General features: G+C 64.3%; 17 protein-coding genes. 3 read left to right on the forward strand and 14 right to left on the reverse strand.

All coding sequences use genetic code 11. The features are described 5' to 3' along the window. Positions 1–83: 83 nt before the first annotated feature. The 10 genes from JY500_RS08315 to JY500_RS08360 form a co-directional block, all read right to left on the reverse strand. Positions 84–278 carry a helix-turn-helix transcriptional regulator gene (locus JY500_RS08315; protein ID WP_206255981.1) on the reverse strand — a complete coding sequence of 65 codons (195 nt, stop codon included), beginning with the start codon at positions 276–278 and terminating at the stop codon, positions 84–86. Positions 279–437: 159 nt separating this feature from the next. Then, entirely contained in the window at positions 438–659 is a 222-nt protein-coding gene (locus JY500_RS08320) for a hypothetical protein (protein ID WP_206255982.1), read from the reverse strand. Positions 660–1,778: 1,119 nt separating this feature from the next. Then, positions 1,779–2,390: a 30S ribosomal protein S4 gene (rpsD, locus tag JY500_RS08325; protein WP_206255984.1), complete on the reverse strand. Its 612-nt coding sequence runs from the start codon at positions 2,388–2,390 to the stop codon at positions 1,779–1,781. A gap of 24 nt (positions 2,391–2,414) precedes the next feature. Next, the gene (locus tag JY500_RS08330) at positions 2,415–3,266 is read right to left on the reverse strand and encodes a ChaN family lipoprotein (protein ID WP_206255986.1); all 852 of its coding nucleotides are present in this window, start codon (positions 3,264–3,266) and stop codon (positions 2,415–2,417) included. A gap of 2 nt (positions 3,267–3,268) precedes the next feature. Then, positions 3,269–3,535: a hypothetical protein gene (locus JY500_RS08335; RefSeq protein WP_206255987.1), complete on the reverse strand. Its 267-nt coding sequence runs from the start codon at positions 3,533–3,535 to the stop codon at positions 3,269–3,271. Continuing rightward, the gene (locus tag JY500_RS08340) at positions 3,532–3,849 is read right to left on the reverse strand and encodes a DUF2149 domain-containing protein (protein ID WP_183638386.1); all 318 of its coding nucleotides are present in this window, start codon (positions 3,847–3,849) and stop codon (positions 3,532–3,534) included. The genes JY500_RS08335 and JY500_RS08340 overlap by 4 nt, the downstream gene beginning before the upstream one ends. Then, a complete protein-coding gene (locus tag JY500_RS08345; RefSeq protein ID WP_206255989.1) occupies positions 3,846–4,388 on the reverse strand; it encodes a MotA/TolQ/ExbB proton channel family protein in 543 nt (180 codons plus the stop codon). Before JY500_RS08345 ends, JY500_RS08340 begins: the two co-directional genes overlap by 4 nt. A gap of 188 nt (positions 4,389–4,576) precedes the next feature. Further along, positions 4,577–8,635 (reverse strand): cobaltochelatase subunit CobN, encoded by a 4,059-nt coding sequence (gene cobN / locus JY500_RS08350; RefSeq protein ID WP_206255991.1) that lies wholly within the window; start codon positions 8,633–8,635, stop codon positions 4,577–4,579. Next, on the reverse strand, positions 8,635–10,893 hold the full coding sequence (locus JY500_RS08355) for a TonB-dependent hemoglobin/transferrin/lactoferrin family receptor (RefSeq protein WP_206255992.1): 2,259 nt from the start codon (positions 10,891–10,893) through the stop codon (positions 8,635–8,637). The genes cobN and JY500_RS08355 overlap by 1 nt, the downstream gene beginning before the upstream one ends. Before the next feature lie 542 nt (positions 10,894–11,435). After that, positions 11,436–11,621, reverse strand: coding sequence for a tyrosine-type recombinase/integrase (locus JY500_RS08360; protein ID WP_206255994.1), 186 nt, complete (start codon positions 11,619–11,621; stop codon positions 11,436–11,438). Positions 11,622–11,752: 131 nt separating this feature from the next. Between JY500_RS08360 and JY500_RS08365 the strand changes: the two genes are divergently transcribed. The 3 genes from JY500_RS08365 to JY500_RS08375 all read left to right on the forward strand — a co-directional run bounded on the left by JY500_RS08365 (position 11,753) and on the right by JY500_RS08375 (position 15,909). Beyond that, entirely contained in the window at positions 11,753–12,346 is a 594-nt protein-coding gene (locus JY500_RS08365; RefSeq protein WP_206255995.1) for a hypothetical protein, read from the forward strand. Between the two features lie 110 nt (positions 12,347–12,456). Beyond that, positions 12,457–14,040 carry an EAL domain-containing protein gene (locus JY500_RS08370; protein WP_206255997.1) on the forward strand — a complete coding sequence of 528 codons (1,584 nt, stop codon included), beginning with the start codon at positions 12,457–12,459 and terminating at the stop codon, positions 14,038–14,040. Between the two features lie 258 nt (positions 14,041–14,298). Continuing rightward, the gene (locus JY500_RS08375; protein WP_206255999.1) at positions 14,299–15,909 is read left to right on the forward strand and encodes a methyl-accepting chemotaxis protein; all 1,611 of its coding nucleotides are present in this window, start codon (positions 14,299–14,301) and stop codon (positions 15,907–15,909) included. 149 nt (positions 15,910–16,058) lie between these two features. Here JY500_RS08375 and JY500_RS08380 read toward each other — a convergent pair whose 3' ends face one another. From JY500_RS08380 to JY500_RS08395, 4 genes are all read right to left on the reverse strand, one after another. After that, positions 16,059–16,478: a hypothetical protein gene (locus tag JY500_RS08380; protein WP_206256001.1), complete on the reverse strand. Its 420-nt coding sequence runs from the start codon at positions 16,476–16,478 to the stop codon at positions 16,059–16,061. A gap of 4 nt (positions 16,479–16,482) precedes the next feature. Continuing rightward, entirely contained in the window at positions 16,483–18,477 is a 1,995-nt protein-coding gene (locus tag JY500_RS08385; protein ID WP_246479839.1) for a bifunctional metallophosphatase/5'-nucleotidase, read from the reverse strand. Between the two features lie 14 nt (positions 18,478–18,491). After that, positions 18,492–19,007 carry a PEP-CTERM sorting domain-containing protein gene (locus tag JY500_RS08390; protein ID WP_206256002.1) on the reverse strand — a complete coding sequence of 172 codons (516 nt, stop codon included), beginning with the start codon at positions 19,005–19,007 and terminating at the stop codon, positions 18,492–18,494. Positions 19,008–19,190: 183 nt separating this feature from the next. After that, positions 19,191–20,681 carry a CYTH and CHAD domain-containing protein gene (locus JY500_RS08395; RefSeq protein ID WP_206256004.1) on the reverse strand — a complete coding sequence of 497 codons (1,491 nt, stop codon included), beginning with the start codon at positions 20,679–20,681 and terminating at the stop codon, positions 19,191–19,193. Positions 20,682–20,703: the final 22 nt, after the last annotated feature.

The following is a 20,703-nucleotide window of genomic DNA, read 5'->3' on the forward strand; positions in this document are numbered from 1 at the left end:
CGGTGGACGGACAAAGCCCTCGGCGAAGGTTGTCACCGAGGGCTTTGGTCAGGCAGTCGGCGCCTGCGGGGCGGGCGGCGTCGCTATTGCGCGAAGGCGCGGTTTGCAGCAATCGTCGCGGAAATCCACTGTTCGACCTCGATCTCGATCCACCCCGACGCTCGGCCGACCTTGATGGGGCGGGGGAACTCGCCCCGCTGAATGCGCCGGTAGATCGCCGTCTTCTGCAGTCCGACGCGGTGAGTGACCTCGCGCATCCGGATTAGTCGTTGTGCCATGCGTTCCTCCAAAATAGGTTTGAATAGTGGTTGCGGATCCGGCCAGCGGCGCCCCGCTAAGCCTGTCCCAATTTTGGCTGACGTCAGCACAGGATTTGATGCGCGGTCACCGCCGATCGGGCGGCGATTTCAATCAAATACACCGTCTGATCATGGTGATCACGTTTCGAGCTGGGTATCGCGGAGCGCGTCAAAGTCGCCCTGATGCACGATGACGATGCCCAAGCCATCGATCATTTCGTCGCAGAGCGCAGCCGGCGTATCGGAGTGGCACTTGGGGCAGCGGCCCCGCTGCAGTAACGTGCCTGCGCGCTGATGGAAGTGGCCGCACGTCCGGCACGAGTAGTAATTGACGAAGGACGACTGCGGGGATGTCGGCATGGAGGCCGCCTTGTGAGAAGGTCTCCAAAGCTATACACGTAGGCCTCCACCCTAAGCGGCTGCGAGAGCGGATCGGGCGCTTAGCCGTATGCGCCGGCCTGTTAGTGTCTGACGGATCTTTCCGGAGATGCGTCGATGTGCGTGCCACAACTCGATCCCTTTCCGATTTCGCTGTGTGATACCGGCGATCCTCGCGTCAGCCGCATCTGCGCAGTCGTGCGCAGCGACGGCGGCTGGCGGTCGTTCTCAGATTTCGCTGTTGGATCAGGCGCGAGCGCGGTGGAGTGGGGCGAAATTCAGCTTTGTCGGCATGCGTCGCGATGCGCACAGTTCGGGGCACGCGCTACGCTCTCCCCTGCGTCCGAAATTGAAGAGCATGACGTTCTGGAGAGCCCAGAAAGTTGCGCCTTCTGAAGCCCCTTCGCCTGTCTAGATGCTTTTTATTGCGGGGCACGGTGTCCGGATTCGGCCTTAGCGGTCGGTGAGCTCCGGGGCCAATTGACAGCGAACGTCAGCTAACGAGCACCGATGCACTAGTCGGCGTCCATCCAGAAGCAGTCGCTCCCAACGACGACACAAGCGGTCAGTGAAGGCTGGGAAACGGACATTCGCTTGCAACACGTGAGCGTCGGCAGGACATAAGACCGGTCATTCGACGGCCTGCGTTTCGAAGGTCCGTTCGCCACCCCATACCGATCGTTCAGTCGGACGCGCTTGATGGAGGACGCCGAACGCTCGCGCTCATGTTCCACGACATAGCGCTTCGACTACGAAGTTGTCGGCACTCGGGAACGCTCGTTCTAAGGCTTAAAGCACTGTCTCAAAGATGTGTCGCCGCGCTCGCCAGATGATCGGCAGGCCGGTTCAATGCCCAAGTCCGTTCGAAGGTAAGAACCGCCGCCAACGAACACGCCGGGACAAGTCCGCGCCGGGGACCCCGTCGGGTGCAATGTGCACGTTGCAAGCCGCAAAAGTCCAAATGAAAAAGGACGCGCGATCGTAAGCCGTCGAGTGGATAGATGGTCAACGATCGCGCCGTCAAAGCCGGCGGGCTGAATCCTAGCGCCAGCAGCGCATCGGATCCGGTTGAGGTTACCGTGCCCGCGGGCCGCTGCTCGGTTACAAGCGCTGTGCGTAGTACTCGACGACCAGCTGCATCTCGATCGGGAAGGGGATGTCGCTCAGCGCCGGCAAGTGCGCCACGGTGGCGGTGTGGGCGACCTCATCGCAGTTGAGCCATTCGGGCCGGGTGAGCGCGGGCTCCGCGAAGCTTTGCTGCACCACCGGGTGCTTGCGGCTCTTTTCGCGCAGCGCGATCACGTCGCCGATCCGCAGGCGGTACGAGGGGATGTTCACCGCACGACCGTTGACCAGGCAATGCGAGTGATTCACCAGCTGGCGCGCCGCCGGAATCGTGGGCGCGAAACCGGCGCGGAACACCGCGTTGTCGAGCCGGCGTTCGAGCAATTCGGCGAGCTTGTCGCCGGCCGAACCTTGCGCACGCTTGGCATCGCTCATCACGCGGCGCATCTGGCGTTCCGAGAGGCCGTAGTTCAGGCGCAGCTTCTGTTTTTCCTGCAACTGCAGGCCGAAGCCCGATTTCTTGCGCAGGCGGTTGCTATGCTGGCCGGGCGGGTGCGGGCGATCGGCGATCGATTTGCGCGACAGGCCGGGCAGTTCGACGCCGACGGCACGCATGGCTTTGAGGCGAGGGCCGGTAAAACGGGACATGGATACTCCGTAGCAGGGTGAAAGTCAGCGGCTCGCGGGCTTGGCGAGTGCGGCGCAGGGGTCGTCGCGCTCGACGGCGGGCAGCGTGAAGTTGAGGTCGAACTTGGCGGCGTCGGAATCGTCTTCGCCAAGGCTCACGGCGAACACGCCGGGCAGGTCGGCCAGCCAGAGCGGCACGCCGATATCGCGCCGCACATGGCCGTTGCCGGCCAGCAGCACCGCGCCGCGGCTGGCTTGGGCGCGCAGCTGGGCGGCCATGAACAGATCGCGCGCGACTTGCGCCTGCACCAGGCCAGGCAGCATGTCCGGCGGTGTCTGGCCGCAGTGGCCGGCGTCGATGGACCGCTGCTGGCCGGCGACGAGTTCATCCTCGAGGACCGGGCGTGCACGCTGCGGCAGACCGGCTGCGGCAAGGACTTCGGCTGGCAGCGCCGCGCCAAGGCCCTCGCGCATCGCGCGGCCGGCATCGGCACGCGAGACGTTGGCGGCGATGATCGGCAAGTCGTGATCAAGCGCCAGCACGAGCAAGGGTTTGAGCATCGGCCAGGGCCAGCGTTTGTCACCAGCCTGTTCGATCAGGTGGTCGACGTCGCGCGGGTGCTCGCTACGGGCGCGGTCGATGTCGGCCTGGCGCTCGCGGTCGAAGTGCTCCATCACCAGCGCCGGGCGCCAGCCGGCGGCGATGCGCAGCCGCAGCGCATCGAGCCGGAGCTGGTGCACCTGCGGGTTGTCGTGTACCTCGCCAAGCAGCACCAGCGGGTAGGGCGCAATGGCGTGAGCCAGCGTCGCCGGATCGGGCTGGGTGGCGAGTGCCTGCGTGATGGGGCCGCCGGCGAGCACGGCGGCGAGCAATGCGGTGAGCAGGGTGCGTGTCATGCTCAATGATAGGTGGCCGGCAGCGCACAGCCTGCGCAATGTGAGGTCAAGGTGCCGGCCCATTGCGCGCGCAGTTGCTTGCACACCTGGCGCAGTGCAGGATCGAGTGAGGGGTCGGCCGCCAGATGCTGCAGGTGCTGCACCAGCGCCTGCGTCTTCGCGGCGGTGATGCCGCGCGCCACCGAGGACGAAAGCAGGTGCAGCGCGGCGGCGAGCGCCAGTTCCGGCCGGCTGCGCTCCACCTCGTTGGTGTCGGACGTCGGCATCATGGTTTTTCGCCCTCCGGTACGTAGACCATCGAACCGTCTTTCATCTTGTAGGCGACGCCGGCCTTCTCGCCGTCGCCGCCGCCGATCTTCCCGCTCGCTTCGTAGCGGGTGAGCTTTTCGCCCTGTTTCATCACGATCTCCATGTCCGGCTTGCCGGGGTTCTTGATCACGGTGACGTCCTGCAGCGTGAAGGGGTTGAGCGGATGCTGCGCCACCGTGATCAGCAGCGCGGCGATGATCACGAGGAACACGTCGATCAGGTTCACGACCGAAAGGATCGGATCGTCGCTGTCGTGGTCGGCGAGAAACTTCATGCCGCCGCCCCGACTGCTGCTGACGTGGGCGCCAGCACGTGGATCGCCGCATGCGGATGCGCCGCGAGCCATTGCAGTTCTTCGGCCAGCCAGCGTTTGCGCACGTTGACGATCCAGAAGGTGATGCTCGCCGCGATCAGCGCCAGGATCACTGCAGAGAACGCGATCATCAGGTTCTGGCTCACCGCCGCGAGCTGGCCATCCGAGAGCGACTTGAGCGCCGGCCCCATCGGAATCATGGTCGCCACCAGGCCCAGCATCGGGCACACGCGGGTGACGATGCGATCGGTTTCCATCAGTTTGTGGGCGGCCAGCTCCTGGTCGTCGCGCAGATGCAGGTGGTGCGCGTGCACATGCGCGATCAGCGGATAGCCGGGGCCCGCACCGGGCCGGTTGCGGACGCGCTGCACGGTTTGCATCGCGAAGCTGCCAAGGGCCCAGAAGGCGTAGAGGAACGCGGCGGCGACGAGGATCAGGACGGGCAGCATGAAGAGCTGCGCGATGTCGTACATCAGGGTTTCGAGGACGGTGGACTGCATGAGGTTAGGTCTCGGTTATAAGGTGAATGAGTGGGATGATGATTCCGCGGCCGGCGCCGTTAGGCTTAGGGTGGGGCGGCTGCGGAAATCGCGCCCGGCTGCGCCCGGCTGTGCCGGCTGGGGCGCGACCCGGATTGAGGGCGACGACAGCTAAACGCGCGCAGCGGCTCTGAAGGCATTGCCATCACTCAAGCCACCTTCCTGACCGCGCCCGCATTCCCGCGTGCAGGCAAATCCAGCAGCCGGGCCGCAGGTCGCGCGAACTGGCGGACTGCCCCGCCCAGCAGCGCCCACAGCATCAGCGCGCCGCCGATCAACCAGCTCAGCGCCACCGGCGCCGTTTCGACGCGGGGCTTCTTCTGCTCCAGCACCATGCCCTGCACCTTGGGCTTTACCGCTTCCATCGGTGGCTGCACGGTCTGCGCAGGGCTTGGCGTGGGCGATGGGGTGGGCGCCGCGGCGGCCGGTGTGGCAGCCTGGCGTGCCACGCCGTAGCCGGCCGGTGTGGCGCCTTGCGCCTGCTCGGCCACGTAGGCACTGAACTTCGCGTTGTAGCTGCGCAGGTCGTGTTTGCTCGCGAGCTGCTGCCAGCGCTGCGCGAGTTCGCGCACGGTCTTCTCGTCGGTCTTCCAGTAGCCCTTGCGGGCGGCTTCGAGCATGCGTTCGATGATCTGTGCCTGGGCTTGCGGGGCCTCGCGTTCGAACCATTCGTTCACGCCCAGCTTGTACTTGTCGCGCACGTACACCTCGGCGAATTCCTGCCACTGGTCGTCGCGCACGATCTCCGGCGCCACGGCGGTCCAGCCCCAGAAGTTGTTCACCGCGTCGAGCACGTTGAGCGCGCCGCTGTAGCCTTCGGCCTGCATGGCCTGGATCCAGCCGGGGTGGAACTGGCGCGTGCGCAGTTCGGTGGAAAGGAAGCCGGCGGCGGTTTCGGTGCGGGCGTCGCGCGGGTCGCGCAGGTTGGAGATCAGCAGCTCGGGCGACTTGCCGGTTAGGTGGCGCACCGCGAGCCCGAGGCCACCGAGGTACTGGAAGGGGTCGTCGGTGGTGAGCATGCCGTAGAGGTTGCTGGACCGTGCCAGCAGCGCGGCCTGCACGCCCTTGAGGTTTTCGGCGTAGAGGTTGCCGCCTTCGAGTTTGCTGCCCCATTCGGCTTCGTCCGGGCCGTAGCCGAATTGCATCTTGGCAAGGTAGAGCTGCGCCATTTTCGCTTCGCCGGCACGCCGGTCGCCGCGCGCTTCACCTGCGTCGTTGCCCCAGGTGTCGGTGGCGAGCGTGGCTTCGTCCAGGCCGGTGCCGTAGGCGCCCGATTCGCTGGAGAAGATGCGGGTCAGCGCAAGGTTGTAGAGCTTCGCCGCCGGCAAGCCCTTGGCGGCGAGCGCGCCGCGGATTGCGCGGGTGCTGGCTGCGACGGCGTTGTCCGGTTCGTCGGCGGCCGCGGCGAGCTTCACCGCCTGGGCGAGCCACTTCATCACGTTGGGGAAGTGGTCGCGGTAGAGCCCGGTGGCCGAGAGCACCACGTCCACGCGCGGGCGGCCCAGTTCCTTCGCCGGGATCAGTTCGACGCCGACCAGCCGTCCGCCTTCGTCCCACTTCGGCCGCACGCCGAGCGCGGCCATCGCTTGTGCTTCGAGGATGCCGGCATGGCGCATCGTCTCGACGCTCCACAGATTGAAGGCGAGCTTGCTCGGGTAGCTGCCCTTGCGGGCGCGGTGATCCTTGAGCAGGGCTTCGGTGGCGGCGAGCCCGGCTTCCCAGGCCGCCTTGCTCGGAACCTTCGAGGGGTCGAAGCCGTACAGGTTGCGGCCGGTGGTGAGCGAGTCCGGGTTGCGGATCGGGTCGCCGCCGGTGCTGCTGGCGAGGTGCTTGCCGTCGAGCGCGGCGAGCAGGCCGGCGAGTTCCGGCGCGGGGTCGAGTGCGGCGAAGTAGCGCTGGGCGCGCTCGGCATCTTCGCGCAGCTTCGCGTCGCGGATCTCGCTGATCGGGCGGCCTTCGAGCACGTAGGGCTTGAGGAAGATGAAGGGTCTTGATTCGGTGATGCGCGAGAAATCCTGCGCGAACAGCTCCTCGGGCTCCTCGGGGAAGACGCGGGCGAGGAAGTCCTTGCCCAGCATGGCCATGGTGCTGAACAGGCGCACTTCGTCGCGCTGCGCGCGGCCGAAGGTATGCAGGCCGATCGGCTGCAACTGGCTGGCGAGTGCGTGCAGGTGGTCGTGCATCTGGTTCAGCCAGGCGGGCAGATTGGCCTGCGCGGCGGCGCGGGAGGTGCCCAGATCAGCGAAGAGATGCAGCTTCTCCGAGCGGTCGAGGAGTTGCGCGACCAATCGCTCGCGCACGCTGCCGGCTTCCTGCGCCACCACCTGGTGCAGCAGGTCGTGCAAGTCGTTCAGCTCGGTGTGCAGGCCGGCGGGGCGGAAGGCGGGCGTCTGGTGGCTGACGATGGTGGCGCGGCCGCGGCGCTTGGCCTGGATCGCTTCGCCAACGTCGTCGACGATGTAGGGATAGACCACCGGCACATCGCCGAGCACGACGAAGGGCTGGTCGCTGACCGCGAGGCCGCGTTCCTTGCCGGGCGTCCATTCCTGCGTGCCGTGGGTGCCGTAGTGCACCAGCGCGTTGCGCCCCTCGCGTGCCCACAGGTAGGCGGCGAGGTAGAAGTGGTTCAGCGGTTCCTTGGTGTTGTGGTAGATCGCCTTTTCCTTCGCTTCGTCGCGTTCGCCACGCGGCGGTACCGGCATCAGCACGACATTGCCGAGCGCCAGACGCGGGATCACGAAACCCGCTTCGCCCTTGCGGGTGGTGGCCATCGCGCTGGCTTCCGGCTTGCCCCAGCGGGCACTGACTTCGGCGCGCAGTTCGGGCGTTTGCGCATCGAACCAGCGGCGGTAGTCGCGCATCGGTAGCCATGCGGCGAGGCCGGCGTCGAGCAGGGTTTCGAGCTGGCCGTCGCGGTAGAAGGGGGCGAGCAGGCGGCCGAGTTGCTCGATCAGCGTCTTCTCGTCCGGCGCATCGGTGCTGTAACCGTGCTGTTTCATCGCGGCGAGCGTGTTGTGCAGGCTCGCCGGCAGGTTCATGAAGCTGGCCGAGAGGTTCCGCTCGCCGGGCGGGTAGTTGTAGAACAGGATCGCGACGTGCTTTTCGGCCGCGGGGGTGGTTTGCAGGCGCGCGAGGTTGATCGCCTTGCCGACCACGCTGCGCACCTGCGCGGCGATGGGTTCGGTGCGGCCGCTGGGCTTGGCGACGGCGGCGGCGACTATCGGATCGATCGTGCCGGCGATCTCCGGTTGCGCGAGGTAGAAGGGGACATCCATCAGGCTCACGCCTTCGCGGTCGCGCGCCCATTCTGCTGCGTCGCCCTTGCGGTAGGCCATGGTCTGCAGCACCGGGATGCCGAGCTTCTCGAACTCCGCCTTGCGCGCCTGCGCGTCGAGCACGATCTGGGTGTTGATCAGCGCCTGCGCAACCGGTTTGCCCGCGGGGGCGAGTAGGCGGGTGAAGGCGTCCGGCTCCATCATCGGGGTGTAGAAGGGCAGCGCGCGGCCGCCGGCGGCCTCGATGTCGCGGATCAGCGCGTCGATGAAGGCGGTTTCGCCGCTGCTGACGTAGGCCTGATGCAGCGCGATCGCAATCTGCGGCACATCGCTGCGGCCGGGCAGATCACTCATGCGCGGGCTCACGCCCTGCGGCAGCTTCGGGTGGTACCAGGCCGCCTTGGGGAAGACGATCGGCGGCGGGATCGTAGCGTCCTCGCGCAGCTTGAGCTGGCGCGCGGCGATCAGGCGCATGGCGGCATCGAAGTTGGCGACGCCGCCGTTCTGGTAGTAGCTGTTGAGGCTGCTGGCGAAAGCCGCGTCGGTACCGAAGGCGCGTGCGCCTTCGGTCATCAGCAGCACGCGCGGGGTGCTGGCCTCGGCCCAGGCGGGGCCGAGCTTGCTCATGACGAAATCGACGATGTGCGCGCGCGGCGCATCGACGATCACGAACGCCGCGCCGGCCAGCCAGCCGGCCGCCTCGTCGGGCGAGAGCTGTTCCGCGTAGCGGTGCTCAAGCGCAACGCCAGCCTTGCGGCCGGCCTCGGCGAGCAGCGCGAACTTGGCTGCGGGCACCGGGTTGGCGGTGAGGATGCGCACGGTGGGTGTTGCCGCCGTGGCGGGCGCGGTGGTCCACCACAGCAGCAGCGCCAGCATGCAGACGCTGACGATCAGGCGCGGCACCGCAAAGCTGCCGCCGAAGAGTGGGCGCATCAGAAGCTCACCGCAAGGCTGGCCGACACAGCACGACCGGTGGCGGTGTAGAAGTCGAGGCCGGGGTCGCTGGCCGCCAGGCCGACCTGGCGCACATCGCTCCACAGCCAGTACTTGCGATCGGCGAGGTTGGTGAGCGCCAGGTTTAGGCGGGTGTTGGCGAGTGGCTTCCACCAGGCGTACACGTCGAAGGTGGTCCAGCCGCCCGGTTTGTAAAGCTCACCGCTGCTTTCATCGACACGGCTCACCCCGGCGGCCGCGCGCATCCGCAGGCTGGTGCCCAGCGTGGCCTGCGCGTCGCGCTGCCAGCTCAGGCCGAGCGTGGCGCGCAGCGGTTCAACCGTGTTGAGCGGCTGATCGGTGGTGTTGTTGGTGCCGTGTGCCCAGGCGGTGGCGCCGTCAAGCTTCCACTGCGGCGCGAACTGCCAGGCGCCGCGCAGCTCGGTGCCGTAGATCGTGACCTTGTTCTGGTTGCGGTACTGGTAGGTGGTCTTGAGGCCGGCAATGCAGGCCGGGTCAGCCGGGCAGTTGAGGACGACCTGCTCGATGAAGTTCTCGTAATGGTTGTGGTAGGCCGCCCAGCTCAGCGCGAGGCTCTGCGTCGTCCAGCGGGTACCGATCTCGATGCCCTGGCTGCTTTCGGCTTCCAGGTCGGGGTTGGGGCTGGAACCGTAGCCCTGGGCAAGGTTCATGAAGCTGCCATTCACCTCTTCATAGCTCGGGGCGCGGAAACCGGTGACCCACTGCGCGTAGAGCGTGAGCGGATCGGTCGGGCGCCACACGGCCGAGAGGCGCGGCGAGAAGGCGGAATCTGACTTCGAGACCGCCGGCTTGGCGGTGTGGGTGTCGTAGAGCGGATCGGCTTCGGGCGAAAGCTCGTAGCGATCCCAGCGCAGGCCGGGGGTGATGATCACGCGATCGTTCGCGAGGCGGATCTCGTCTTGCAGGAACAGGCCGATCTGCTGCGTGCTGCCGGGCGGGAAGTCCCGCAGCGGGAAGGTCTCGCCCGCCAGGGCGTTCGATACGCTGCCGGTGGTGAGGTTGCTGCGGGTGGCGGTGCGCAGCTCTTCGCTGTGCGTGTCGAGCCAGTCAAGGCCGCCGATCAGCAGGTGCGTGCTGCTGCCCCAGGCGAACGTGCGCTCGCCCTGGATCGAAGCCGCCCACTGCTCCTGCGCGAACTCAAAGCCGAGCTGAACGTCGCAGTTGTTCTTGCCCGCGAGCGTGGCGGAGCAGGTGGCGCTGGTGTTGCTGCGCCGCTGTAGGGTATCGGTAGCGATGTCGCTCTTCTGCCACGAGGCGCTGGTGACGAGGCGGTCGAGCACGCCGCTGGCGGGCGTCCAGGTGTAGCCAAGGGTGGCGCGCTGGCGCTCGTTGTCTTCGGTGCCATTGGCAGCGGTGACGCGTGGCAGCGAGCTGGAGAGGCGCTTGAGTTCGGTCTCGGACTCGGACTTGCGCGTTTCGTGTGCAAGCGTGAAGCGGTGCTCGGCGCTGGGCGTCCAGCCCAGTTTGGCCAACGTTGCCGTGGCGGTGTTGTCTTGCGGGTTCGGCGCGGTGCGGCTGACCGAAACGGTATCCACATCGCCCTGGTTGCCCAGTTCGTGGCCCTCGCGACGGCTCACCATCAACAAGGCTTCGACGGTTTCGCCCTTGACGGCGACGCTGCCAGTCGTGCCCCAGCTCTGGTCGGCGCTGGCGGCGTGCAGGACAAGCTCGCCGCCGACCGTCTTGCCCTGGGTGATGAAGTCGCTCGCGTCCTTGGTGACGAAGCTGACCACGCCGCCGATCGCATCCGAGCCATACAGGCTGGAGGCCGGCCCGCGCACGATCTCGACGCGCTTGAGGAAGTCCTGTTCCGGCATGTCGCGCGTGGCGGTGGAAATGTTCGAGGGGCCGCCGCGCGAGTAGTAGTCGGGCAGGCGCACGCCATCGACCAGCATCAGCACGCGGTTGTCCTCGATGCCGCGGATGTTGAAGTTGGTGGCGCCGAAGCGGCGGCGGTCGCGGCTGACGGCGACGTCCGGCTCGTCTGCCACCAGCGCGGTGGCATCCACCGGCTGCTGCGTTTCGATGTCGGCGCCGCTGCGCTGGGTGATGGTGAGCGCAGCGTCGTCGGCGTTGCTGTCGCGCCGGGTGGCGCTGACGACCACGTCGGCAAGCTGGGTTTCGGCGGCAAAGGCGGGGGCGGCAAAGGCGCAAATCATTGCGAGCGCTAGCGGTTGCAGGCGTTGGATGGGCGAGTGAAGCGATGTCGTAGGCATCTTCTTGTTTCTGTCTGGGTTCGTGGCGACGTGCACCATAATACGAATGCGAACGATTCGCAATAATGATACAAAAGCAACCAGTTCCTTATAGTGAGGATGCAGTCCAATTCAATGGCGCGTTGCGTGTCCATTTCGCCGGTGGTCATATCCGAAGGCAGATATGGCTGGCGCGACTCGCGCTTGAGGCCCAGTGGAGGGGCCGATTCTTGGCGTCAAAGTCCCTTCTGGGTCCAGACACTAGATGTCATGGGCACTATGGTGTTGTTGTCTGCTAGAGGCTGGAAGCGGTCAGACGAAGGTCGCAGGTTAAGGGCAGGACTCGACCCAAAGCAGTCCTTCATTGCCAGGCAGGGCATCTATCCCAACTCTCTTACAAGCGGCCATTCGAACGGCAGCTCTCGGGAATTGCACCCACTACCACGGAGACTTCGGATTGGCGGTGGCGCGCAGGTCTGAGACGCCTCGACCGCCGGCCCTGACGCGGCGGCGCGGCGGTTCGGCTGCGAGGGGTGCGCACGCCACCCTCGCGTACCCGAGTGTCAAAGCAGATCAAGCGTGCTGATCGCATTGCGCGCGGTAGCCTCGACGTGTGTGTAGATCATTGTGGTCTGCACGCTACGGTGACCCAGCAGCAACTGAATCGTGCGCACATCCGTCCCAGCCGCCAACAAGCGGGGCGCGAAACTATGCCGCAAGCAGTGCACGCTCGCGTGCTTGTGGATCATGTGAACAGGGGGCCTGCCCTCGGCCGTCAAGCGGACAGCCCAGATGCCTGGTCTTTCAGTTTGCGGTGGATCCGCCGAACGTTATATAAACCGTTTATACGATTTATATCGTTCAATTCGGGAGGACAGTCATGGCAGGTCGCGCATCACGCAGTAACAGCGTTAAAGGGGCGAGTGAAAACGGACAATCAGATGCATCTGTACCGACGCCTGTCGGTACGATTGCCGCAGCTGCCGAAATGGCACCACTTGCCAGCGCCGAAGTGGACACTTCTGCGGTACCAGTGCGACAGACACGAAGCACGGCAAAGCGCGCCTCGCCAGCAACGCGCACAGCTTCAACGGCAAAGGGGCAAGGTGCAACCGCAAGCGCACGTCCCGCAAAACGAGCCACCGCGACGGAGGGGCGCAAGACGCCGGTTCGTGCGCGGAAGTCAGCGGTCGGCACTGCGGCTGACGCTGCGGTCGAACCCGAGAAGCTCCCGAAGGTCAAGAAGCCGGCTTCGAAGAAGCTGAAACTGATTCGCGATAGCTTCACATTTCCGGAAAGCGACTTCGCGCTTATTGCAGAGATCAAGCGACGCGCCTTGGACTCAGGTCGTGAGGTGAAAAAAAGTGAGGTTCTTCGCGCCGGGTTGATGGCCCTGGCAGCGATGTCATCGCAGAACCTGCACGTGATCTTAGATCGCGTGGAGCGGATAAAGACTGGGCGGCCCGCAAAGTAAGGGTGCGACCAAGGCTGCCTCGCGTGCACGAGGTGGCCGTAGCTTATAGCGCCGCTGTCACACAATCGAAACAAGATTGCTGAGAATGGCGGAATGCTTCGAGTTCCCGCATGAAACGCCAGCGCTTACGACAGCTGAAAACCTGGCTGATCGTGCTCGCTGGCGTTGCCGCCTTGTATGGTATTGCGCTCCTCGTGGCTGGTTACCTTGCCCGTCAGGACCAGCTGCATGCGATTGAACGCATCGCGAGTGAGGCAATCGATCGCACAGATACCGTGCTTAATGAAGCGGGTGACGTTCTCCATGAATTACATGAGCAGGAACCCAAAGATTGCGGTCCTGAGCACATTGCGCGGCTAAGAGAGGTCGCATTCGAATCCGCTTTCCTGCGCGAAGCGGGGTTCGTCGCGGGCAACTGGCTGCTTTGCACAAGTTTTGGCGTTGTGGGCCCACCTTTGTGGTCGGGTGCTCCCGACTGGGATGACAGTGAGGGCTTCCGGATCTGGTTCTCAATCAAACCCCTGGCTTCCCCCCGCGCAAGGTCAATGGTCGTCCAGTGGGCTGACCACAACGTCCTTCTGGACCCGCGCCAGTTCGTCGATGTTCGAAGTAGTGAGCTCCCCGCTGTGCGCATTTCGATCTTGAGCGATCAAGGTCGGCTACTTGCAGATATCCAGCGCGGCACGGTGAACGCGACTGATTTCGTTGAGACCGAACACGCTTCCGAACGCTTCCCGGTTCGTGCTCGGGTTTCTTCGCCTAAATGGGCTGCCGATGCGTTGGCTGACCGCTACCTGAAGACACAGTTGCCAGTGGCGGGATTGCTTGCTCTTGTTCTTGTGTTCATCGCTGCAAGGCGCATTAAGGACGAACGCAAGCCCGAGCATCGCCTGACGCGCCTGTTAAAGGATGGTCGAATTGATCTGGCTTACCAGCCCATCGTGCGTTTAGCGGATCGCTCTTGGGTTGGTTGCGAGGTTCTCGCGCGATGGCCCGAAGACGATACGCCGACACTACGGCCTGACGAGTTCGTGCCGCTCGCGGAGCGGCTTGGCGTGGTGCAACGCCTCACCGACCTTGTTGTGGAGCGGAGCCTGCGCGAATTGGGTAGCTTTCTTCACAGGCGGCCTGAGTTCTACATCGCCTTGAACCTCGCCGCTGAGGACCTGACGGCACCGCGCATTCTTCCAATTCTGCGCGAAGGCGCCCGAACGCATGATCTTCAGCCTGCTCAGCTGAGAGTAGAAGCAACCGAGCGGAGCTTCATCACGCCGCAAGCGGCCATCGAGGTTATTCGAAGGCTTCGCGAGGCGGGTCACATGGTTGCGCTAGATGACTTTGGCACTGGTTACTCGAGCCTAGGTCTGCTGCAGGAAGTGACTTTGGACGCCTTGAAGATCGACCGAATGTTCGTGATGACAATCGACAGCCCAGAGTCCGATAGGGGCGTCATCAGTCACATCATCGATATGGCCCATTCCCTCAGTCTCGCCACGGTCGCCGAGGGTATTGAGACGGAGGTGCAATGTGACTATCTGCAAGGACGCGGTGTCGAGTATGGCCAAGGTTATCTTTTCAGCCGCCCTCTATCTGCCGATGACTTGATACACAAGTTTGAGCTCGCTGAGCGCGGCCTATCAGCTGATCGCGTTGCGACCTGCCGGATCGCAGGAGCGCCTACGCACAAGAATTAGGCAGCAGCTCCCAGGCAGTCGGGTTGTAAGGATCGAGCAACCTTTTTCCACAGATTGCCCACAGAGGTACCCACAACTTCTGTGGATAGATTTCAACGGACGCAGCGGAGCTGAGCCGAAGCCCCGAGCGTGCTTCACATCGTCCAAGGGCCAGGCCGACCGCGTGTGAACCTTTCGTGACAAGGCCTTCATACCGGACGTGCCGCGCCGATAAGGGCTGGTCACTTGAATTTGTATCCCCCCGGATCTCCACGAACCATGTCTATCGCGCATCGCCTGATCGTCTTTGTTGTTGCCTCAATCCTCTTCCTGTTGATTGTCGGTGGGACCGGTGCTTGGCAAGCCGGTCGTATCAACCAGAGCCTCGATTACGTCTACTCTCACACGCTGCCGGAGATTCAGGCGCTCGGCGGCGCGCGAAGCGAATTTGCCGAGATTCGAGCACTGGCCAACTTCCATGTGCTGAACAACGACGCGGTGAAGATCGCCGAGGTGGACAAGCTCTTGGCTGAGCGTCGTTCTGCGTTGGAGAAGGCGCTGAATGCTCAGAGAACGCAAGCCAACAGCGATGACGAACGCCGCCTTTTGGAGGCAACAAGTGCCGCACTGAACGCCTACTTGGCCAAGATGGATGAAGCGTTGCAATTCAACCGAGACCAAGTGATGGTCGAGGCGCGCGACACGCTGCTCGATGCGGCACCGCTCGCGGAAAAGGTGGCGCAAGCGCTGGCATCCCACCAAGCATTCCTGCAGCAGAAGGCGAATGCGCAGGCGCGCGACGCGAACGCCACGTTCCGAACGATTGTGTGGATGGGAGCTGCAATCACCTTGATCGGAGCGGCGCTAATGGCGTTGTATGGGCGCCGGATCTACCGCCATACCGCACGCCCCCTTGCCGGCTTGCGCAATGTCGTTGTGAGGGTCGAAGCCGAGCGGGACTTCCTGCTTGAAGCGCCAGCGGACGGCCATGCAGAAGTGGCCGACACGGTGGCTGCTTTCAACCGCTTATTGGGCACGCTACGAGCCAACCTGGGCACCATCCGGAGCGGGATCGGCGAACTCACGAACGTAGCGGGCGAGATGCGCGGTGCGGCCCAGCATCTGTCGGACCGCAGTCTGGCGCAGTCGGATGGAGTTGCCGAGATGGCAGCGGCCATGGAAGAGGTCACCGTCAGCATCAACCATGTCGCCGATCGCGCAGTCGAAGCGCGCGCAATTGCTGAGGAGTCTGGCCGTTTGGCGCAAGAGGGCGAACAAGTAATCGCGCTGACCGTTGCGCGCATCAACGAAATCGCGTCGACCGTTGGTCGTGCCTCCGATCGCCTCGCAGAGCTTGAGCACCACAGTCAGGAGATCGGCCAGGTGGTGGCGGTGATCCGTGAGGTCGCCGAGCAGACGAACCTGCTCGCGCTCAACGCTGCGATCGAAGCCGCGCGCGCTGGCGAGCAGGGCAGGGGCTTCGCAGTCGTCGCTGACGAAGTACGCAAGCTCGCCGAACGGACCGCAAAGTCGACCCGGCACATCACCGAAATCATCGCTCACATCGCAACCAGTGCTGAGCAGGCGGCGGCGGGCATGCGTGACGCGGTCGTGGGCGTTGAGCGCGGCGTTGCCGATGCGAACGGGGCAACCAGCGCGATTCGCCTGATCGGCGACGGCGCCAGAAGGGCGGTCGAGCATGTTTCGGACATCTCCGATGCGATCCGCCAACAAGGCGAAGCCGCTCAGGGAATCGCCCGGGGCGTGGAAACAATCGCGCGACTGACGGAAGAGAATGCCGCCGCGGCAGGGGAAGCCCGAGACGCGGCGGGGCATCTTGAGGGCGTGGCTGCGCGGCTTAGTGAGAGCGTTTCGGGTTACCGCGTTTAGGTGACGAAGAACGGGCGACAACATTCGCTATAGAGAGGCCGTCGTCGCAATACGGGCGGCTTCCACCGAGGCCCTTGAAGTTGAAGCCGCCCGCGGAATGGTCGCCGTGGCGTACAAAGCGCAGCGACGTTGCGGCGACCACGTAACAGTCATAGCCCGAGCGGGCAGCGCAGCGCGAGCGCCTGGCAGAGCGCTTGGACAACCGGTGCACGTGTCTCCCGCTGCGTCGCGTCGAGGCGTTCGCGATAGTGGGCCAGATAGGTTTGCGCGTCCGGGTAGCCATTCTCGGCCGCGCCATACGCCCGGAGCGTCGCGATCAGCCAGAAGCCAAGGCGGGCGTCGGCGCTCGGCTCGACCGCAGGCCATCGCGAGTCCAGACACAGGTCATACTCAAACACCGAATCGGAGATCTCGCCGTCACATGAGAGCGCCTCACGCGCACCGCCGGCCAGTGGGCCATCTTCATTGATGGCTAGAGGAGGTGACGTATGGACACCGTGCGCGCTCGCCGCCGTCTGCCCCAGCAAGAGGCCGGTGAGGACGAGCGCAACGCGCACGGTGAGGCGCACTCGCTCAATAGCGCGTGATGCGGCCTAACGCGGGTGGAGCAAGCGGAGTGGACGGCGACGATACCTTTCCGAAGTAATTCACCAGCGCGTCGAGATCGACATCCCCACCCACGCGTTCGGTGCCTGACGAGAGCACAGCAAAGCCGTCGCCCCCCGTCGCCAGGAAACTGTTGACGGTGATGCGGTAGCTGGCGGACGGATCGACCGTGACGCCATTGATCTTGAGGGTCGTGGCGTCGACTTTGTCGCAATCCGGTCGCGCCGGGCTCCAGCTATAGGCAACGCTGGCAGAGGGTTGCAGGATTCGCTGCGTTGTTTGCGGGTTGTAGGCTTTGCAGGCGGCCGAAGCAGTGGCCGACGGCACGAACTGCTGCTCCAGCATTTGCTTGATCTGAGCGCCTGTCAGGGTCATGACCACCAAACTGTTTCCGAACGGCTGGAACGTAAACGCTTCGCCGTAGGTGATGACACCATCTCCTTCTCCGGCCGCACTCGAAGTGAAACCGAGCACCGGATCGGTACCGCGTAGGCCGCCCGGGTTCATGAACGCGGCTACTGCGCCGCCCTTCGCCGCAGGGCGCGTGGCGTCGAGCTGCGCGTCCGCAACCAGATTTCCGGCAATGGATTCGCCCGCACTGTTCTGCGCTTTGGTCATATCGGCGGTGATGTAGCCGACCTTGGCGTTGGCAAGGGGCGCCGATAGTGCGTTGTAGCGATCGATGATCGCCTTCACTTCGGGCGTCGGCGTTGCGCCCGCGTTGGTCACGACGCGATTGGTTGCCGAGGTCGCGACGATATTGCGACTTGCCGTGTCGATCGTCAGATCGATGTCCGTCAGCATCCGGCTGAACGCCCCTGAACTGGTCAGACGGCGCCCGTCATAGACACAGTTGTAGGCCCAGTGCGTGTGTCCGCTAACGACAACATCAACCTCAGGATCGAGGCGCTTCACGATGTCCAGAATCGCGCCTGAAGCCCCGTTGCAGTCGTCTTTGCCGCCGGTGGTGAAGCCGCCTTCGTGGACGATCACCGCGATGGCGCGGATCCCCTGATTTTTTAGTTGAGGGATCAACCTGTTCACCGTTTCCGCTTCGTCGCGGAACTCCAGACTCGCGACGCCGGACGGCGTGACGATGTTGGGCGTGCCCTTCAAGGTCATGCCAATGAAGGCGACCGGAATGCCGCGGAAGGTCTTGACCTTGTAGGCAGGGAACAAGGTCTTGCCTGTCGCGCGATCAACCACATTTGCTGCCAGAAACTTGAACTTCGCACCCTCGAATGGCACGGGGGTTCCGACCTCTGCACCACGGCAGGTGTGACCATTTGCCTGCTCGGCAGCATCCGGGTGACAGCCGCCGTTCTGCATTCGGACCAGTTCGTCGCGGCCTTCATCGAACTCGTGGTTACCGACGGCGTTGAACTCCAGCCCGAGCCGATTCATCGCTTCAACGGCCGGCTCATCGTGAAAAAGCGCGGATGCGAGCGGACTCGCGCCAATCAAGTCCCCCGCGGAGACCACCACGTTGTTCGGGTTCTGTGCTTTGAGGGCGGCTACGGCGCTGGCCATGTATGCGACCCCGCCGGTCGGTCCGGTCACGCCGAAATAGTTACCCGAGACTGGGTTGATGTTGCCGTGGAAGTCGTTGAAGCCGATGAGTTTGACGGTCAGCGTGGAGCCGATATCCGATGTGGCGACTGCTTCAAGCAGCGCCCTGCGTTGGGCTGCAGAGACAACGTCAGCCGGCAGCCCCGCGATGACGCGATTGGCGTTGGATACGAACTGGGCGCGGCTACTCCAAGTGGTATTGGGCAGGCTCGCGGCGAGCAGATCGTTGATCGTGCAGGTACCGGAACCGGCGCCATCGGCATCGCGATTTGGAACGAGCGTGTCCGTTGTGCCAATGACAACGGTTGGGCGAGTATCGGGGTTCGCACATGTGGCGGCGAAACTCGGCGCCGCCAGCGCCAGAAGCGAAGCTAGAACGGTTGAACGCATCATGACGGCTTCTCCCATTAGCGCGAACGGCGACGCAAACCAAGCAGGCAACACCCGGCCGACAGCAACGCGATCGTCGCGGGCTCGGGTACCGCAGCAAGCCGTATGGCGCCAACCCCTGCGCCGAATGGCGAATCGCTCGCGAGGCCGGACACTGTGTAGGTGCCCGCCGCAAGCGTCCAACTGCCATGACTCCAAGCCGGCGAGGTGAAAGCCGTGTCGAAGTCCAGGCCCACGTCGGTATCGTTGATGGGCATGGCGGAGGTCAGGCCAAGGCGCACACCATTCACGACCACCTCAAAGCGATCGCCAGCGAGGCCGAGATCCGTTACATCCAGCCGTGCTGGCCCATCGAGCGTGAACTCGAACCGTGTTGGGAGCGCTGCGTCGTCAAATGCCGGGGCGTCCAGCCACGCTGAACCGGCATCGCCAAAATAGAACGTTTGCCAACCGTCTGATGGGGTGATCGGCGTCGCCAGGCAGAGCGTGGGGGTGAGGGCAAGTAGTGCCGTCGTCGCAAGCGTTCGAATCATCGGGGGCTCCTGTGTCGCAGTTGGCGCCGACCTTCTACGGCGGCTGCGATGACCCTAGCGATGCGTGTTGATAACGGCGTGACGAGGTGATGACGAACTCATGACGGCGGAGAGCTCAGGCGTGATCCGGCCCGACACTGTGGTGTCCTTGCGCAGGCTTTAATGGCGGTGGGGCAGGGAAGGCTAGACCGCCCAGGGCGCCGCTTCGCTCAGACTGTCGTGCGCTGTCCGTATTGCGGAGAGCGCCACAGTTTCCGAGCGGTTTGCGTGTTCGAGGGCGACCGCTTGTCGGGCCCCCTGTGTGACCGTACTGCTCTGTTCCCACTTCGCGATCAGCTCCAGCGCCACGGCAAGGTCGTTGAGGTAGCCCAGATCATCCTGTAGTGCGGACAGTCGCTGTGAGTACGCGCGGACCGCTTGTGTGCCGAACAGAACGACCATCACATCGCAGCCATAGCGCAGATTCTTGAGCGCGATCCGAAGACGGTGAAGGTCATCGGCACGTCCGCTCTGCTCGGCGTCGGCGAGGCGCGAACTTGCTCGCGCCCGCATTCGATCCAGCCGACGCCCAAGAAATGCGCCAAGCGGCATTGGGTCTGGGGGCGACGGCAAGGATTCGAGGTCGTGCAGGAAGTCGAGCAACAGCACGCCGTGAGAACCTGCGATCAACGCATCGTGGCTGGCTCGCCGAGTCCGCGCGCGGGCTGCTTCGATCTGACGTATCAGTGCCGCGACGGCTGGCTCAGGTCGTCGCTGGTACGCGGGCCGGATGATCGAATCGAGGATGACGTCCAGGTCCCTGGCGCTACCGACCGTATTGGCCACATCGCGCAACAGTCGAACCCAGCGCTTCACGAAGCCGCCCGGCAACACCGGTTTGAAGAGGCGGATCAGCGCTCGCAGCCGCCGGATGGCAACACGAAACTGATGAATGAACTCCGGATCAGAGGAACCCAGCGCGCCCCACAGGTTGGTTCGCCAGCAGCAATGCAATTGCGTCGCCAACCCGACAAACACACCCACTACATCGTTGCAGGCAGGCCGCTTGAGCGCGCTCGAACGCACAGGCCGAATAGAAGCCGGGGAGGCCAGTGCGTAGCCACGGGCGGATTTGCTGTGGCCGATCGGATAGAACGAAAGCCCGTCGCAGAGTGCAATCGCATGAGTGAGGAGATCGGCAAAGCGTCCGCGACGAAGGCGCAGGCTCAGCTCCGCAATCGGAAGGCAGGACGACTCGTGGCGAAGTTCACCGGTGTCGATCACCACCTCGATCTCAACCTCGTCGCGCGGGCGCAGTACGCGTAGTTCTCGCTGTTGTGCGATCCGGAACAGCGGCTGCAGCCTTGGCTGATGCGTGTCGAGCAGCTGGCGCGTCTTCTCGTCTGTAATCCATTCGAAGGTTTCGGACGCGACGCCCCCGCCCGCCCACTCCACATGCTCCATCACTGCATGGATATCAGGCTCATGGCTGCGAACGAGCGCTTCACGACCACCGCCGCTATGCCGAACCCTGAGCTCGACACCAGCACGTACCAGCGCGAGGTCGGGAGTGTCGAAGTACTCGTCGCAGAAGACTTGCTTGTGGGGCGCCTGCGCGGCGCTGAGCGCGGGTGACGCAAGGACGGACGACAGTGCATCCAGCGGAAACGTCAGCTTGAGAATCCGTTGATTCATGCAATGGGGACCGAGTTTGCTG

Source organism: Niveibacterium microcysteis (assembly GCF_017161445.1).
Taxonomy (GTDB): domain Bacteria; phylum Pseudomonadota; class Gammaproteobacteria; order Burkholderiales; family Rhodocyclaceae; genus Niveibacterium; species Niveibacterium microcysteis.